Annotated in this window: 14 protein-coding genes and 1 pseudogene; 6 read left to right on the top strand and 9 right to left on the bottom strand. The window is 66.2% G+C overall.

Annotated elements, in window-relative coordinates:
• Position 1: 1 nt before the first annotated feature.
• Entirely contained in the window at positions 2-745 is a 744-nt protein-coding gene (locus GGC47_RS10980; protein WP_142022096.1) for an aspartate/glutamate racemase family protein, read from the bottom strand.
• Positions 746-888: 143 nt separating this feature from the next.
• A complete protein-coding gene (locus GGC47_RS10975) occupies positions 889-2,139 on the bottom strand; it encodes an NAD(P)/FAD-dependent oxidoreductase (protein WP_142022184.1) in 1,251 nt (416 codons plus the stop codon).
• A gap of 59 nt (positions 2,140-2,198) precedes the next feature.
• Between GGC47_RS10975 and GGC47_RS10970 the strand changes: the two genes are divergently transcribed.
• Positions 2,199-2,330, top strand: coding sequence for a hypothetical protein (locus GGC47_RS10970; RefSeq protein WP_260368441.1), 132 nt, complete (start codon positions 2,199-2,201; stop codon positions 2,328-2,330).
• On the opposite strand, the gene GGC47_RS10965 is transcribed toward GGC47_RS10970, so the two are convergent.
• Positions 2,311-2,856, bottom strand: coding sequence for a cupin domain-containing protein (locus tag GGC47_RS10965; protein WP_142022095.1), 546 nt, complete (start codon positions 2,854-2,856; stop codon positions 2,311-2,313). The genes GGC47_RS10970 and GGC47_RS10965 overlap by 20 nt on opposite strands.
• A 136-nt stretch (positions 2,857-2,992) precedes the next feature.
• On the opposite strand from GGC47_RS10965, the gene hisD reads away from it, so the two are divergent.
• From hisD to GGC47_RS10940, 5 genes are all read left to right on the top strand, one after another.
• Complete coding sequence (hisD, locus tag GGC47_RS10960; RefSeq protein WP_112763601.1) at positions 2,993-4,300, top strand: histidinol dehydrogenase; 1,308 nt, start codon at positions 2,993-2,995, stop codon at positions 4,298-4,300.
• Between the two features lie 160 nt (positions 4,301-4,460).
• Entirely contained in the window at positions 4,461-5,462 is a 1,002-nt protein-coding gene (locus tag GGC47_RS10955; RefSeq protein ID WP_051988178.1) for an ABC transporter substrate-binding protein, read from the top strand.
• A gap of 196 nt (positions 5,463-5,658) precedes the next feature.
• On the top strand, positions 5,659-6,732 hold the full coding sequence (locus GGC47_RS10950; RefSeq protein WP_142022094.1) for an ABC transporter ATP-binding protein: 1,074 nt from the start codon (positions 5,659-5,661) through the stop codon (positions 6,730-6,732).
• Positions 6,729-7,898 carry an ABC transporter permease gene (locus GGC47_RS10945; RefSeq protein ID WP_142022093.1) on the top strand — a complete coding sequence of 390 codons (1,170 nt, stop codon included), beginning with the start codon at positions 6,729-6,731 and terminating at the stop codon, positions 7,896-7,898. The genes GGC47_RS10950 and GGC47_RS10945 overlap by 4 nt, the downstream gene beginning before the upstream one ends.
• Complete coding sequence (locus GGC47_RS10940) at positions 7,895-8,728, top strand: ABC transporter permease (protein WP_142022092.1); 834 nt, start codon at positions 7,895-7,897, stop codon at positions 8,726-8,728. Before GGC47_RS10945 ends, GGC47_RS10940 begins: the two co-directional genes overlap by 4 nt.
• A gap of 145 nt (positions 8,729-8,873) precedes the next feature.
• Here GGC47_RS10940 and GGC47_RS10935 read toward each other — a convergent pair.
• The 6 genes and pseudogenes from GGC47_RS10935 to GGC47_RS10910 form a co-directional block, all read right to left on the bottom strand.
• Positions 8,874-10,027 (bottom strand): annotated as a pseudogene (locus GGC47_RS10935) (IS3 family transposase).
• A gap of 228 nt (positions 10,028-10,255) precedes the next feature.
• The gene (locus GGC47_RS10930; protein ID WP_142022091.1) at positions 10,256-11,578 is read right to left on the bottom strand and encodes an MFS transporter; all 1,323 of its coding nucleotides are present in this window, start codon (positions 11,576-11,578) and stop codon (positions 10,256-10,258) included.
• Positions 11,579-11,631: 53 nt separating this feature from the next.
• Positions 11,632-12,723, bottom strand: a complete 1,092-nt coding sequence (locus GGC47_RS10925; protein WP_142022090.1) for an Ldh family oxidoreductase — start codon at positions 12,721-12,723, stop codon at positions 11,632-11,634.
• A 53-nt stretch (positions 12,724-12,776) separates the two neighbouring features.
• A complete protein-coding gene (locus GGC47_RS10920) occupies positions 12,777-13,508 on the bottom strand; it encodes an SDR family oxidoreductase (RefSeq protein ID WP_133564872.1) in 732 nt (243 codons plus the stop codon).
• A 1-nt stretch (position 13,509) separates the two neighbouring features.
• Positions 13,510-14,640 carry a mandelate racemase/muconate lactonizing enzyme family protein gene (locus GGC47_RS10915; protein WP_142022089.1) on the bottom strand — a complete coding sequence of 377 codons (1,131 nt, stop codon included), beginning with the start codon at positions 14,638-14,640 and terminating at the stop codon, positions 13,510-13,512.
• Positions 14,641-14,717: 77 nt separating this feature from the next.
• Complete coding sequence (locus GGC47_RS10910) at positions 14,718-15,833, bottom strand: mandelate racemase/muconate lactonizing enzyme family protein (RefSeq protein ID WP_142022088.1); 1,116 nt, start codon at positions 15,831-15,833, stop codon at positions 14,718-14,720.
• Between the last annotated feature and the right edge of the window lie 80 nt (positions 15,834-15,913).

The following is a 15,913-nucleotide window of genomic DNA, read 5'->3' as shown; positions in this document are numbered from 1 at the left end:
TTCAGGGGTTTGCCAGCAGCCGCGAGAGGCTGTCGGAGAGGCCGGTGCTGCCGACGGGGGCGGGGAGGGCGAAATCGCCGCTCTGCGGTTTCGCCGGCGGCTCTCGCAGCGTTTCGAGCAGCATCGTCACTCCGGCCTCGGCCGAGCAGATCACCGGCACGGAGACATGCGGCTGGACGCGCGCGGCAAGGCCGGCGAGCCCGGCTCCGCCGAGGATGACGGCGCCGGCACCGTCACGCGCCACGGTCCGGTTGCAGGCTTCCGCGAGCAGGGTGACAGAGCCGTCGGGATCGCGCGCGATGTCGGCGCCGGTCGGCGCCACGGTCTCGACCGCGGCGAGCCGGCCAGCAAGCCCGAGCGAGCCGAGGAACTCCCGCAGCATCGGCCCCCAGCGCTCGCCGCCGGTCACGATCGAGAAGCGTTCCGCCTGCCGGGCCGCGAGCCGGCTCGATGCCTCCGCCATGCCGATCACGGGCACGCGCGCCAGCTCCTTGAGGGCGAGGAGGCCGGGATCGCCGAAGCAGGCGAGATAGACGCCGTCGCAATCCGCGCCGTGCTCGGCGAAGGCGTCGAGCGCCGCATGGGCCGCGATGGCGGCGGCGCTGCGGCTGGCGATGTATTGCGCGCCGAAGCGGCCCGTGACCGGGACGAGCGTCGTCTCCGGCGGCAGATGCGGCTGGATAGCCCGCACGACCAGCGCCGTCATCTCCGGCATCGTATTCGGGTTGATGAGGAGGAGGCGCATCTGGGCTTTCGGGGAAGCGTCGAGAGGAGGCAAGGCGGGCTGCTCGCAGCCCCGGTGAGCTCAAGCGCCGGCACCATAATGCGGATCCAGGCGGCCGTCAGCTCAGCCGTGGCCGTGGCCTGCCCCTTGGGGCGATGATGCGCCTAGAAGCGATCGGCCGCGAAGGGCTTGAGATCGCAGAAGGGTGGGGTGCCGGTCATCGCTTCCGCCAGAAGCCGACCGGTGGCCGGACCCAAGGTGAAGCCGTGATGAGCGTGGCCGAATGCAAACCACAGGCTGCGATGCCGGGGAGCCCGGCCGATGATCGGCAGCATGTCGGGCAGGCAAGGGCGCGCGCCGCGCCAGGGCTCGGCATCGAGACGCTGGCCGAGCGGCATGATCCGCCGTGCGATCTTCTCCGCGCGATCGAGCTGCCAAGTGTCCGACGGCTCGTCGCGGCCGGCCAGCTCGATGCCGGTGGTCAGGCGAATGCCGCGCTGCATCCGGCTCAGAACGAAACCCGCCTGCGCATCGCAGAGCGGATATTGCGGCGCCGATTCGTCCGCGGCGGCGTAATGCATATGATAGCCGCGCTTGAAGCCGAGCGGGAAACGGTAGCCGAAGCCTTTACAGACATCGCCTGACCAGGGCCCCAGCGCGACGACGACCTCGGAGCCCCGCCAGGTTCCGGCATTGGTTGGGAGGTGCCATTCCGCGCCTTCCTGACGCAAGGCGAACGCATCCGCCTTCGCCAGCGCGCCGCCGCGCGCGGAGAAGAGTTCGGCATAGGCGCGCGTCACCGCGCCGGGATCGCGGACCGTCACCGGATCGCGCCAATGCACGGCGCCGGCTGCGGCATCGGGCAGCAAGGCAGGCTCCAGGCTGCGCAGGGCCTCACGCTGGAGCACGTCATAAGCAAGCCCGTAGCCACTCAGCTCTGCCGCCGTTCGAACCGCCTGGGCGAGGGCGCGCGGGTCGCGATAGAGCTCGATCCAGCCCTCGCTCCGCATCAGCGCCTCCGTGCCGGCGGCTTTCGTCCAGTGCCGGTGCTCGTCGATGCTGCGCTCGATCAGGGGCAGGACGGCGCGGCCCAGCCTGTCGAGTCGGTCCGGCGCCGAGTTCCACCAGTAGCGCGCCAGCCAGGGCGCCATCCGCAGCAATGTCGCCGGCCGGTAGCGCACGGCGATGGAGCGGTTCGAGGCGAAGGCGGCGAGTGTCGCGAGATCGCGGGGAAAGGCATAGGGAACGACGGAAGAGCGCTCGATCAGCCCGGCATTGCCATGACTGGTTTCGGCTCCCGGCTCGCCGCGATCGACCAGCAGGACGGTGCGGCCGCGCTCCTGCAGATGCAGGGCGGTGCTGACGCCGATGATGCCGGCTCCGAGCACGATGACATCGGCCTGTCCTGTCGCCATCGCCATCGCCAGTCGAATCCGTCCCCGAAGCCCATGTTCGGGGCATAGCCGAGCCCTAATTGAATCGTCTTTGCAAGCCGTTCACCGACATCAAGATGCGCGAGGCGACCGCCTTCGCCGTCAACCGGAAGGAGATCCTGACCAGCCTCTCTGGCGGCAATCTCCTCGCGGCTAATATGTGGGGGGCGTGATGGCGCTGACGATCTCGCTCGGCTCGTCGGCTGCATTGCGGAAGCGGTGCGGTTCGCGGCTGTCGAAATAATAACCATCGCCGGGGTGCAGGATCGCCGTCCGGCCCGAGACGGTCACCTCGACCGCGCCGCGGATGACGAGGCCGCCCTCCTGGGCCGAATGAAAGAAGGCCTCGCCCGTATCGGCCCCGGGAGCGTAGGTTTCATGCAGCATCAGCATCGAGCGGTTGGGGAATCCGGTCCCGATCACGCGGTAGGAAATGGCGTCCGCACGACCGATTTCCGCCATCTCCGCAGCTCGGCAGAACGGATTTGGCGGCGACATCGCATTAAAATCCAGGAAAAAGCCCGATAGGGTCGTGCCGAGCGCGTCGAGCACCGCATGCAGCGTGTCGAGGGACGGGCTGATCAGGTCCCGCTCGATCAGCGAAATCGAAGAGTGGGACACGCCCGAGCGCAGGGCGACGGCGCGCACGCTGAGCTTGCGGCGCTGGCGCAGCTCCCTCAACCGGTCGCCGATTTTCATGGAAGGCCTCCTTCATGCGGGCGCCGCATCTGAGCGCAATTGGTGATTATCTTCAACACACCCAGGTGCCCTCCTTGCGTCGCTGCCATGCGGCGGGGAAGCTTGCCGCCCATTCCCGCCCACTGGAACACGCCGCATGCCCAACTCCGCCCCCGCCCTGGACGCCCGGATCACGCGCATCAAGGCCCCCCAGCGCAGCGCCTGGAGCGACAACACTCCCGTCGAGACCACGGTGAAGGCCGTTCTGGATCGTGTGCGGCGCGATGGCGACGACGCTCTGCGGCATTATTCACGCGAGTTCGACAAGCTCGATATCGAGGCTTTCGAGATCACGCCGGCGGAGCGCGCCGCTGCGCTCGACGGGCTCGAGAAGCAGACCCGTGCCGATACGGAATTCGCCATCGAGCGTGTGCGGGCCTTCGCCGAGGCGCAGCGCAAGACGCTGCTTCCCCTGGAGATCGAGGCGCTGCCGGGGCTGCATCTCGGCCATCGCATCATTCCGATCGCGCGCATCGGCGCCTATGTGCCGGGCGGACGCTATCCGCTGCTCTCGGCGCCGATCATGACGATCGTGCCGGCCAAGGTCGCCGGCTGCGACGAGGTCGTCGCCTGCCTGCCCCCGGGAGCGCATCCGGCGATGATCGCGGGCTGTCACCTTTCAGGCGCCGACCGGATCTTCCGCGTCGGCGGCGCGCAGGCGATCGCCGCCATGGCCTTCGGCACCGAAAGCATCCCCGCGGTCGACAAGATCGTCGGCCCGGGAAACGCCTATGTGAACGAGGCCAAGCGGCAGGTCTTCGGCCTGGTCGGCATCGATCAGCTCGCCGGGCCGAGCGAGATCTTCGTCGTCGCCGACGAGACCGGCGATGCGGTGACGATCGCGGTCGATCTGCTGGCACAGGCGGAGCATGACGTGCGCACCCGCGTCGGCCTGATCACCACGGATCGCGGCCTGGCGGAGAAGGTGCTCGTCGAGATCGAGCGCCAGCTCGGCAACCTCTCGACGGCGCCGGTCGCCGCCGCGGCCTGGCGCGACTATGGCGAGATCGCCGTTTGTGCCGACGAGGCGACGATGCTGGCCTATTCCGACCAGATCGCCGCCGAGCATCTGGAGGTGCATACGCGCGATGCGCATGCAACGGCCGCGAAGCTGCGCAATTACGGCTCGATCTTCATCGGCGTTGCCGCGAGCGTGGTCTATTCGGACAAATGCTGCGGCACGAACCACACGCTGCCGACCATGGCGGCCGGGCGCTATACCGGCGGCCTCTGGGTCGGCTCCTACCTCAAGACCTGCACGCATCAATGGCTGGACGAGCGTGGCGTCGCGGCCGTGGCCCCGCCGGCCATGCGCCAGAGCGCCAGCGAGGGGCTCGAAGGGCACCGCCGCGCGGCGGCGCTGCGTCTGGCGCCCGCGCAATTGTTGAGCGAGATCGGCGCCTGATCAGCAAGAAGATTTCCGTAGCGTGAGGCTGCGAAGCGAGGTCCAATACGGGCAAGGTAGCCGGCATTCCGCGAGGGGCGGAGCAGCCGGATCAGAACGGGAGAAGACCATGACATCGTTGAAGGCCCTATTCGCAGGCTCGACGCTCGCGGCTGGACTGATGCTCGCCGGCCTCGGCACGGCGGCTGCCCGCGACCTCACCGTCGTCTCCTGGGGCGGCAACTACCAGGACGCGCAGCGCAAGATCTACTTCAAGCCCTTCGCCGAGAAGACCGGCAAGCCGGTGCTCGACGAATCCTGGGATGGCGGCGTCGGCGTCGTCCAGGCGAAGGTGAAGGCGGGGACGCCGAACTGGGACGCCGTGCAGGTCGAGGCCGACGAGCTCGCCATCGGCTGCGCCGACGGCCTCTACGAAAAGCTCGACTGGAACAAGCTCGGCGGCAAGGACAAGTTCCTGCCGAGCGCCGTCAGCGATTGCGGCGTCGGGGCGATCGTCTGGTCGACGCTCTTGTCCTACGATTCCGAGAAGCTGAAGACCGCGCCGACCTCCTGGGCGGATTTCTGGGACACCAAGAAGTTCCCGGGCAAGAGGGCCCTGCGTCGCGGGCCGAAATATGCGCTCGAATTCGCGCTGATCGCCGATGGCGTCGCGCCGAAGGACGTCTACAAGGTGCTGCGCGACAAGGGCGGCGTCGACCGCGCCTTCAAGAAGCTCGACGAAATCAAGTCCGATATCGTCTGGTGGGAGTCGGGCGCGCAGCCGCTGCAACTGCTGAAATCCGGGCAGGTCGTGATGACCTCGGCCTATAACGGCCGCATCAGCGGCATCAACAAGACCGAGGGCACCAAGTTCAAGACCGTCTGGCCGGGCAGCATCTACGCGGTCGATAGCTGGGTGATCCTGAAGGGCAGCCCGAACAAGGACCAGGCGATGGATTTCATCGCTTTCGCCAGCCTGCCGGAAAACCAGTCCAAGCTGCCGCAGGACATCGCCTACGGCCTGCCCAACAAGGCCGCCGCGGCCGCCGTCCCGGCCGACCTCGCCGCGGACCTGCCGACCGCGCCGCAGAATCTCGAGAATGCGATCGCGATCGACGTCGACTACTGGAACGACAACATTGAAGACCTGACCAAGCGCTTCAACGCCTGGGTCGGCAAGTAGGTCGGCAAGCGGATCGGCGAGCGGGGCGGCCAGCAGCCGTCTCCGCTTCGCCGTGCTTCATGCAGAGAGCCCCCGGGCGCGCCACGTGCGTCCGAGGTCGCTCCAGCCGATCGCCCGGTGTGGCATCGTCCTTGCGAAGGGCTCCTCGCCGCGGCCAAGACGGCTTCGCCTCATCCGTCACGAGAAGATTGATCCTTTGCGAGATTCGAATCCGTTCATTCATTTCGAGGCCATCAGCAAGGTATTCGGCACGGTCACGGTGGTCGATTCGCTCGACTTCCATGTCGCGCAGGGCGAGTTCGTCAGCCTTCTCGGCCCTTCGGGCTCGGGCAAGACGACACTTCTGATGATGCTCGCCGGCTTCGAGACCCCCACCGGCGGGAGCATCCATGTCGATGGGCGGCGTGTCGAGCATCTGCCGCCGCACAAGCGCGAGATGGGCGTGGTCTTCCAGAACTATGCCCTGTTCCCGCATATGACGATCGCCGAGAATGTCGGCTTTCCGCTCAAGATGCGCGGCGTCGCCCGGGCCGAGCGCGAGGCAAGGGTGAAGCGCGCGCTCGAGCTGGTGCGCCTCGGCCATCTCGCCGACCGCAAGCCCTCGCAGCTCTCCGGCGGCCAGCAGCAGCGCATCGCTTTGTCCCGCGCCCTCGTCTACGAGCCCAAGGTCGTGCTGATGGATGAGCCGCTGAGCGCGCTCGACAAGCAATTGCGCGAGCATATGCAGCTCGAGATCCGCGCCTTGCATCGTGAACTCGGGCTGACGGTCATCTTCGTCACGCATGATCAGGGCGAGGCGCTGACCATGTCGGACCGTGTCGCCGTGCTCAACCGCGGCAAGATCGAGCAGTTCGATACGCCGTCGGGCCTCTATGACAGGCCGCGGACACGCTTCGTCGCCGAGTTCATCGGGGAGACGAACCTGCTCGCCGGGCGTGTCTCGCAGCGCCAGGGCGAGACCGCGACGATCCTGCTCGCATCCGGTGCGCGCGTGACCTGCGACAGCGCGGCGGCCTTCGAGACCGGCCACGACGTGATGATCTCGGTTCGTCCGGAAATGCTGCATCTCGTGCAGGATGCCGCCGCTGCCAACGCCTTGCCGGTGACGATCGAGGACCATGTCTATCATGGCGATCACATTCGCCTGCACCTCGCCTGCGGCGAGAGCCGGCTCGTCGCCCGGGCCGGGCGACGCGATGCGGCGCCGCCGATCGGCAGCAAGGCATTCGCCAGCTTCGCCCAGGGCGATTGCTCCCTGGTGGCGCCATGAGCGCGCGCCTCAAAGCCCTGCTGCTGATCCTGCCGCTGGTGATCTTCCTCGGCCTGTTCTTCCTCTGGCCGCTCTGGATGATGGTTTCGACTGCGGTGCAGGGCGGCACCGTGCGCCTGGCCTTCCCCCAGACGGCGATCGCGATCGCGAGCTGGGACGGCAGCGGCCCGCCGCCGGCCCCGCTGCAGGCGGCGCTCGTCCGGGATTTGCGGGCCGATACGCCGCAGGAGCGCTTCGGCGATGCCGTGCGGACGCTCAACAGTCAGCAGGCCGGCTTCCGCACGCTTCTCCCGCGCACGGCGCGTGCGGTGCGGGAGAGCGGCGAAACCGATGCGATCGATCTTCAGGCCGTCGATCCGCGCTGGAGCGATCAGGGCTATTGGCTGGCGCTGAAGCGCAGCATGCCGGCCTATACCGACGCCAACCTGCTGGCGGCGGTCGACCTCAAGCGCAATGACGAGGCGCGGATCGAGCCGGTCGAGCCCGATTTCGCCGTCAACCGCGCGATCATGCTGCGCACCTTCACCATCGCGACACAGGTCACGCTGCTTTGCGCCGCGATCGGGCTGCCCTTCGCGATGCTGGCGGCGAGCGTGACGGGCTGGAAGCGCAATGCGCTGCTCATCGCCGTGCTGCTGCCGCTATGGACGTCGTTGCTGGTGCGCACGGCGGCCTGGCTGATCCTGCTGCAGGATAACGGGCTCATCAACCAGATGCTGCGGGCGATCGGGCTGATCGATTCCCCGCTTGCGCTCATCTACAACCGCACCGGCGTGCTGATCGCGATGACGCATGTGCTGCTGCCGCTGATGGTGCTGCCGATCTATGCCAGCCTGATCGCGATCCCGCGCAATCTGATGCCGGCCGCCGCGGCGCTGGGCGCCGCGCCGCTGCAGGCCTTTCGCCACGTCCTGCTGCCGCTCGCCATGCCGGGCCTGCTCTCGGGCTCGTTGCTCGTCTTCATGGTGGCGCTCGGCTACTACATCACCCCGGCCCTGACCGGCGGAGCGGGTGATCAGATGATCAGCTCGGTCATCGCCTTCTACGCCACCGGAACGGCGAATTGGGGGATGGCGGGTGCGCTCGGCCTGTTCCTGCTGGTGCCGACGACCGTGCTCTACATCGTCTACAACCGGCTCTCGCGCACGCCGCTGGTGCCGGCATGAGCGTCGCCGCGGTTCGTCCGGGCGGCGCGGCCTTCAACGCGCTGCGGCTCGCCTTCGGGGCTCTGGCTGTCGCCTTCCTGCTGCTGCCGCTGGTCGCAATCCTCCCGCTGGCCTTCACCGACAGCGTCTTCCTCGTCTATCCGATCAGCGGCCCCTCGATGCGCTGGTTCGGGGCGCTGGCGGAAAGCCAGGCCTGGACCCGCGCGATCGTCAATTCGCTGATCATCGGTACGGGCGCGACCGTCGTCGCGACGGTGATCGGGACGTTGGCGGCGCTCGGCCTGAGGCGTGAGCTCGTGCCCTTTTCGGGGCTGCTGCGCTCGATCTTTCTGCTGCCGATGGTGGTGCCGGCGGTCGTGCTCGGCGTCGGCATGCAGATCCTCTATGCCCGCATGGGGCTGGCCTCGAGCTATCTCGGGGTGATCATCGCGCATGCCGTGCTGTGCGTGCCCTTCGTCCTCGTCAATGTCTCGGGCTCGCTCGCCAGCATGGACCCGGCGCTGGAGCGCGCGGCGGCCAGTCTCGGCGCCTCCCCGGTCGATGTTTTCCGGAATGTGACCCTGCCGCTGGCCATGCCGGGCATCCTCACCGGCGCGGTCTTCGCCTTCGCCACCTCGCTCGACGAGGTGGTGATCACGCTGTTCGTCGCCGGCCCCAACCAGACGACGCTCGCCCGACAGATGTTCTCCTCCCTGCGCGAGAACATCAGCCCGGCCATCGCCGCAGCCGCCTTCATCATCATGATCCTCACCTTCCTCCTCCTCCTCGCAGTGAAGGGAGCTGTGCTTGTCCAGGCACTGCGCCGGAAGCGGGGCATCGAGGGCAGCTAGGAGTGTGGCCTGCGGCGTGATCGTGCGGATGCAGGTTGCGAACCGGGTTCACGCTTTTCAGCGGCGAAGCCAGGTGCGGGATCATGGAGAGCCGAACTCCACAAGCTCCGTGAAGTGGCCTGCCGCCGGTTTCGTGGACATGTGGTTAGGCTAATCTCACCTTCTTTTCGAACTCGACCGGGCTGATGTAGCCGATGGTCGAGTGCCTACGAACAGCGTTGTAGAACCGTTCGATGTAATCGAACACGTCGGCACGAGCATCGTCGCGTGTCCGGTAAACCCTGCCTCTGATCCGCTCTGTGTTCAGCGATGAGACCCGAAGGGCCGCGCGAAGCAGCGAACAAGCTCTCCATCGCGGCATTGTCCCAGACATTGCCGGAGCGGCTCATCGAGCAGGTGACGCCGTTGTCGGCCATGAGCTTCTGGAACGGCTCGCTGGCGTACTGGCTGCCCTGATCCGAATGGTGCAGCAGGGCATCAGGCTTTCCCCGGCGCCAGATCGCCATCATCAGCGCATCGGTCACGAGCCCGGCGGTCATCTCGGCTTTCATCGACCAGCCCACCACCCGGCGGGAGAAGAGGTCGATGACGGCTGCAACGTAGAGCCAACCCTCCGCGGTCCATATGTAGGTGAAGTCCGCGATCCAGCGCTGGTTCGGACGCTCGGCATGGAACTCCCGGCCGAGCCTATTCGGCGCGATGGTCGATCGCTGGCCATCAACCCCGGGCAGGCTGCGCCGACGCGGCCTGGCACGCAAAGCCTGGGCACGCATCAGCCGCTCGATGCGATGCAGGCCGCAATCGACGCCTTCCGCCAGCACGTCCCGCCAGACACGCCTGGCACCATAGGTCCGATCCGAACCAGTTGCCGATCTCCTCGTCGTCGCGTGCACGCCGGCTCGGTGATCGGTTGAGCCAGGCATGGAAGCCCGAGCGCGACACATCCAGCGCTTCGCAAAGCCATGCCACCGGCCAGATCCCCCGGTGCTTCGCAATGAACGTGAACCTCATGTCACGTCCTTCGCGAAGTAGGCTGCGGCCTTTTTTTAGGATGTCGCGCTCCGCCTTGAGCTTGGCCACCTCTCGCCGCAGCTTCTCGATCTCAAGCTGCTCCGGCTTCATCTGACCATGGCCTGGAAAAGCCTGAGCAGGATCGGCAGAAAAGAGCTTCACCCATTTGCGAAGCTGGTTCTCATGGACATCCAAATCCCGAGACGCCTGCGCCACACTCACTCCGCGATCCTTGATCAGGCGCACCGCCTCGATCTTGAGCTCACGCCCAAACTGTCTTCGCCGCATACGCCACCTCCGGTTTCATGAAACACCCAATCTCGGTGCCCACGAAACCGGCTGCAGGCCACCTCGTTTCACCTGGCGTCCGCTGAGTGCGGCAATAAGTGGCGTAGCGCGGCGCCCTCCAAAGGGCCCCGGCGAATCTTGGCGAGTTTGGATGCGACGGCATCCGGCGAAGCATCGTCCTCCGCCCTGAACGCACGCCGCAGCCAACCGGTCCTTGCCAATATGCTGTTACTCCGACCCACGCTCGAAAGAGCGCGAACGCACCGCGATAATCGCAATCGCGCTGATCGCGCAGCAGAGCATCAGATAGGCGACGACCAAGATCGGCTTGCCGCCGGCTTGCGCGACCAGCGCCGAGGCGATGAAGGGCGTGGGCCCGGCAATGAGCAAGCTGTTCAACTCGCGCGTCATCGCGATGCCGGAGAAGCGGTAGCGCGTCGGGAACAGGTTCGCGAGGAACGCGCCCTGGGCGCTGGCGAGCCCGGCGAAGCCGATGCCATATCCGATGCTGAGCGCGATCGAGGCGAGCACGACATTCTTCGTATCGAGCAGCGCGAACATCGGGAATGCGTAGAGGAAAACAAAAATCGCGCCAAAGAGATAGACTCGCGCATGGCCGACACGATCGGCAAGCGCCCCCATCGGCGGTGTCAGGACGATGCCTGTGAGCGTCGCAATCATCACCGCGGTCAGCGAATCCGTGCGGCTCATATGGAGCGTATTGGTCATGTAGCTGAGGCTGAAGGCGCTCAGGATATAGGCGTTGGCATTGTGGCCGGTGACCGACAGGAAGCCGAAGAGCAGCTCCTTCGGGCTTTTGGTGATCAACTCACCAAGCGGGACGCGCGCCTCGTGGCGCTTCTCGGCGGCCCTTTCCATCGCCGCGACATATTCCGGGGTCTCGTCGAGGTTCTTCCGGATATAGAGCGCGACGAAGAACAGCAGCGCCGAGATTAGGAAGGGTACGCGCCAGGCCCAGCCGAACAGCGTCTCCTCCGGCAGATAGGACACCAGCAGGAACATCAGCGTCGCGAGCATAATGCCGACCACCGTCGCGGCCTGGAGATAGGCGGTATAGTAGCCCTTGCGCTCCGGCGGCACATATTCCGCGACCAAGGTCACCGCTCCGGCATATTCCGCACCGGCCCCGAAGCCCTGGAGCAAGCGCAGGATGACGAGGAGGACCGGAGCCCAGAGACCGGCCTGCGCATAGGTCGGCAACAATCCCATGGCCACGGTCGACGCGCCCATCAGCGCGATCGTGAAGATGAGAGCGGGCTTGCGTCCAAACCGGTCTCCCATATGCGAGATCAGCACGCCACCAAGCGGCCGGCTGAAGAAGCCGACGGCGAAGGTCGCGAAAGCCGCCAACACGCCTGCGGATTCCGAGAACTGGGGAAAGAACAGCTTGTTGATGATCAAGCCGGCAGCGGCTCCGTAAAGCGCATAGTCGAACCATTCGATGATGGTCCCGATCGTCGCTGCCGCGACCGCGCGTCGGATATTGGTTTGCTCGGCCGGGGCACGGCCTGCCGCGATTGATATCGTCATTTGGGGTTCCCTCAATATTGTTGTTGAGATTGGCTAAGCTGCTTCGAATGACTTCAGGTGACGGTTTCCGGCATTACGAACCCGAACCGCCTCGCGCTCTCGGCAAGTCCCGCGACAATTCCTGCCGAGAGCAGGACGCCATCGCTTCGCTGCCAATCCCGCCGTGCGAGCGCCCGAGAGCCGGGCAAATCCACATGATCGAAGCCGGGTCGCGGCGCCGATGCGCGGCAAAGGCCGACGAGCGCTTCGACCTGTCGATCAAAGTCATCAGCTCCGCCGAAGGCGGACGGATCGATTACGAGGATGAACACCGCCGCGCTCCAACCGTCGCCACCCTCGGCCCGCCCGCGCCCGCAGAGACAGCCGGTCAGGAGCTCGACGATGAGCCCGATCGAGAAGCCTTTGTGCCCGGCCTCCAGGCCGCCGAGCGGCAGGATCGAGCCCGGCGGATCAGCAGCGATGACATTCGGATCGACGGTCGACCGTCCCTGAGCATCCATTAGAAAGGGATGCGGCAGCGGCTCGCCGCGCTGGCGAAACGCTGCGACGCCGCCATTGGTCATCAGCGCCGTCGACATGTCGATCAGGATCGGCCCCCCGGGCGCCTGCGCGCCGAAAGCGATCGGATTGGAGGTCAGCGCCGGCGTCACCCCGCCGAAGGGCGCGACGCTGCTGTGGCCGGGATCGGTCAGCGTGAGCAGCATCATGCAGCCGGCATCGACGGCTGGTTGGAGATAGGCGCCGAGGCAGGCGGTGTGGTGGCTGCGCTGAATGGCTACCGCGCCGAGGCCGAAACGCTTCGCCCGTTCGATAGCCGCAGCGGTGGCGCGGCGCGCCAGCCAGGGACCGGGCAACTTGCGCCCGTCCCAGGTCAGGCATGCCCCGAAATCGTTGAGAACTTTCGGGTCGCCCGCGACCATCAAGCCGCCTGTTTCGATCTCGCGCAGATAAAGCGGCAGCAAGGCAAGGCCATGCGTCGACTTGCCGAACAAATCGCCCTCGACCAGCACCTCCGCCACGTCGGCGGCCTTGTCGGCCGGCATACCGGCGCGTTCCAGCAGGCCGCGTGCGAGGGCGACGAGGTCGTCGGCGCGGTAGCGGCTGCCCGTCGTGCTCGCGGGCTTCTGCGATGAGGCCTCACTCATGCGTTGTCCTCCTGTTCCCGCCCGCTTGTTCTTCTGTTTCGGGCGTGTGCCGGTCAGATGGTCCAGCCACCGTCGATGATGTGAGCCTGCCCGGTGGTGTAGGTGGCGCCGGCGAGATAGACGACGAGATCGGCGATCTCCTGCGGCGTGCCGATGCGGCCGATCGGTTGGCGGGCAACGAAGGCAGCGCGCGCCGCCTCGTAGTCGCCTTGCGTGCTCAAGCGCTGCTGCAAGGACGGGCTTTCGACCGTGCCGGGGCAGATCGCGTTGCAGCGGATGCCTTGCGCGACATAGTCGGCTGCGATCGACTTGGTCAGGCCGATCACAGCCGCCTTGGTCACGCCATAGGCGAAGCGGTTCGGCACGCCCTTCACGCTGGAGGCGACCGAGGCCATGTTGACGATGCAACCGGCCTTGCGTTCGAGCATGCCGGGCAGCGCGGCCTTGATCGTGCGCGTCATAGCCTTGACGTTGAGGTCGTAGGCGAAATCGAGATCGGCCTCGCTCGCCTCCAGCACCGTGCCATTCTGGACGATGCCGGCGCAGTTGAAGAGCACGTCGACCCGGCCGATCTCGGCGAAGCAGGCGGCGACGGCCGCTGCATCGAGCACGTCGAGCCTGCGGCGCTGCAATTGTGGCCCGGCCTCGATCCCGGCCAGCGCCGCCTCGTTGATATCCGTCGCCCAGACGATGGCGCCCTCGCGGCCGAAGGCTTCGGCGGTCGCCCGACCGATGCCCTGCCCCGCGGCGGTTATGACGACGACCTGTCCGTTGAGCGCACCCATCTCAGGCTCCCGCCTTCAGGCCCGGTGCCGTGCCATGGCTCTTGCGGTGGACGATGGTCTTGTCGAGCGCCTCCCAGTCCCAGTCGATGCCGAGGCCCGGCTTGTCGGAGGGGATCGCCTTGCCGTTCTCGATCCGGATTGGCGAGGAGGTCACGAGGTCGAGCTGCGGGATGTATTCGAGCCAGCGGCTGTTCGGCACGGCGCAGCACAGGCCGAGATGGATCTCCATCAGGAAGTGCGGGCAGACCGGCACATTGAAGGCCTCGGCCATATGCGCGACCTTGAGCCAGGGCGTGATGCCGCCGATACGGCCTACATCGACCTGCACGATCGAGCAGGCGCCGGCTTCGAGATAGTCCTTGAACTGCGAGAGCGAATACATCGATTCGCCGACCGCGATCGGCACCGTCGTTGACTGCGAGAGCCGGCGATGCGCGCCGACATCATCAGCATGGATCGGCTCCTCGAACCAGGCGACGTCCAACTTCTCATAGTGCCGCGCACGGCGGATGGCCTCGTCAAGCGAGAGGCCCTGATTGGCATCGGTCATCACCTCCCAATCCCAGCCGACCTTGTCGCGCACGGCGGAAAGGCGCTTCACGTCTTCGGCGACATGCGGGCGGCCGACCTTGACCTTGGTCCCGCCGAAGCCGCGCTCCTTGGCCTTGAGCGCCTCCTCGACCAGCTCGGACTGCTCCATATGGAGCCAGCCGCCCTCGGTATAGTAGAGGTCGATCGCGTTCTTGGCACCGCCGGCGATGCGGTGCAGCGGCAGTCCGGCCTTGCGCGCGCGTAAATCCCAGAGCGCCGTGTCGATCGCGGCCAACGCGATCGAGGTGATGGCGCCGACTGTCGTGGCATGCACGCGGAAGAACAGGCTGCGCCAGATCCCCTCGATCTCGTCGGCGTCGCGGCCGATCAGGACCGGTGCGAGATGGTCATCGATCAGCTTACTGACCGACGAGCCGCCTGTACCAATGGTGTAGCTGTAGCCCGTGCCGGTCACCCCATCCGCATCGGTTATGCGGACCATCGGCGTCTCCTGCAGCTCGAAGCTCTGCACGGCGTCGGTGCGCTTGACCTTCGGCTTCAGGTCAGCCTGCAACACTTCGATGGATACGATCTTGGCCACTATCGGCTCCCTTTTCTAATTGTCGCTCGGCATTGCGTTGCCGCTCTTGTTGCGGCGGGCCTGCTATCGGCCGCCGGTCACAAGCTCTTGCCGTAACGCTCCATGCTGGCGGGCAGTGGCGTCGTGCCTGCTCCCGGCTGCTGGGGCAGCGCGTAAATGCCGCTCTCGACTCTGATAGGTTCCTGAAAGTGATCTTTGATCCACGGGATGTACTCGAGGATCGTCGCGGCCGGATGCCAGTAAGAGAGATGGACATGGACCTGGCTCATCTCGCCGGCATGAGGCACCACCGGCAGACGATGCGCATGAGCGAGATCCGCGACCTGGATGTATTCAGTGATGCCGGCGAGCCGGGTCACATCGGGCTGGACAAAGGTCAGGGCGCCGGCTGTCAGGAATGCCCTGAAGGCGTCCAGCGTGTAGAGCTGCTCGCCGAGCGCGACGGGGATCGAGGTGGAGCGGGCAAGCGCCGCATGACCCGCAACATCGTCATACCAAAGCGGCTCCTCGAACCAAAAAATGTCGAGCGGCTCAGCCTGCGCGCAGAAGCGCAGGCAGGTTGGCAGATCCCATTTGCCGTTTCCGTCGACCGCCACGCGGATGCCGGGTCCGATCGCCTTGCGCACGGCCGAGAGACGCTCAATGTCGACAGAGAGGTCGTCATGTCCGACCTTGATCTTGATGCGCGTGAAACCGTCGACCTCGACAGCCTTCCTCGCGCCCGAGATCAGGGCTTCCTTCGAGAAGGACAGCCAGCCGATATCCGTGTTGTAGGCCTCTAGTTTCTTGATGTTCTGGCCACCGAGGAATTTCCACAGCGGCAGGCCTGCTTTCTTTGCCGCAAGGTCCCACAAGGCGACATCGATGGCGGCCAGTGCCAGATGGGTGATCCCGGCCCGCCCGACCCATTGAAGCGCCGGATAGCGTGCGAGCTTCGTCCAGAGTCGCGAGCGGTCATTCGCATCCTCGCCGATCAGCAGCGGTGCATAGGAGGTCGCTATGCAGGAGGTGATCAGCCGGTCGGATTCGAGATGCGCATGCGTGCCCGTGAAGCCATAGCCTTCCAGGCCGTCGTCGGTGCGGATGCGGGCGCCGACCACGCCCCAATGGGTGATGTTGTGGGTCGAATCGGAGATCGAGCTTTCCGTCAGAGGTAAGTGCAGGATGAATGGTTCTACGGCGACGATCTTCATCGGCTGGGGGCCTTCCGGTTCCTGAAAAATGGGGAGGGGGCGCAGCATCTCACGCGTCAGCGCAGGGGCTGTGCGAGGCA

It is taken from the genome of Allobosea sp. OAE752 (genome assembly GCF_050433265.1).
Taxonomy (GTDB): domain Bacteria; phylum Pseudomonadota; class Alphaproteobacteria; order Rhizobiales; family Beijerinckiaceae; genus Allobosea; species Allobosea spartocytisi.
Note: the sequence above shows the minus strand (reverse complement) of the source record. Positions and strands in the feature narration are given on the sequence as shown.

Coding starts and splice junctions, on each gene's coding strand:
- GGC47_RS10980 (WP_142022096.1), bottom strand. CDS start 745: ATGCGCCTCCTCCTCATCAACCCGAATACGATGCCGGAGATGACGGCG.
- GGC47_RS10975 (WP_142022184.1), bottom strand. CDS start 2,139: ATGGCGACAGGACAGGCCGATGTCATCGTGCTCGGAGCCGGCATCATC.
- GGC47_RS10965 (WP_142022095.1), bottom strand. CDS start 2,856: ATGAAAATCGGCGACCGGTTGAGGGAGCTGCGCCAGCGCCGCAAGCTC.
- hisD (WP_112763601.1), top strand. CDS start 2,993: ATGCCCAACTCCGCCCCCGCCCTGGACGCCCGGATCACGCGCATCAAG.
- GGC47_RS10955 (WP_051988178.1), top strand. CDS start 4,461: ATGCTCGCCGGCCTCGGCACGGCGGCTGCCCGCGACCTCACCGTCGTC.
- GGC47_RS10945 (WP_142022093.1), top strand. CDS start 6,729: ATGAGCGCGCGCCTCAAAGCCCTGCTGCTGATCCTGCCGCTGGTGATC.
- GGC47_RS10940 (WP_142022092.1), top strand. CDS start 7,895: ATGAGCGTCGCCGCGGTTCGTCCGGGCGGCGCGGCCTTCAACGCGCTG.
- GGC47_RS10930 (WP_142022091.1), bottom strand. CDS start 11,578: ATGACGATATCAATCGCGGCAGGCCGTGCCCCGGCCGAGCAAACCAAT.
- GGC47_RS10925 (WP_142022090.1), bottom strand. CDS start 12,723: ATGAGTGAGGCCTCATCGCAGAAGCCCGCGAGCACGACGGGCAGCCGC.
- GGC47_RS10920 (WP_133564872.1), bottom strand. CDS start 13,508: ATGGGTGCGCTCAACGGACAGGTCGTCGTCATAACCGCCGCGGGGCAG.
- GGC47_RS10910 (WP_142022088.1), bottom strand. CDS start 15,833: ATGAAGATCGTCGCCGTAGAACCATTCATCCTGCACTTACCTCTGACG.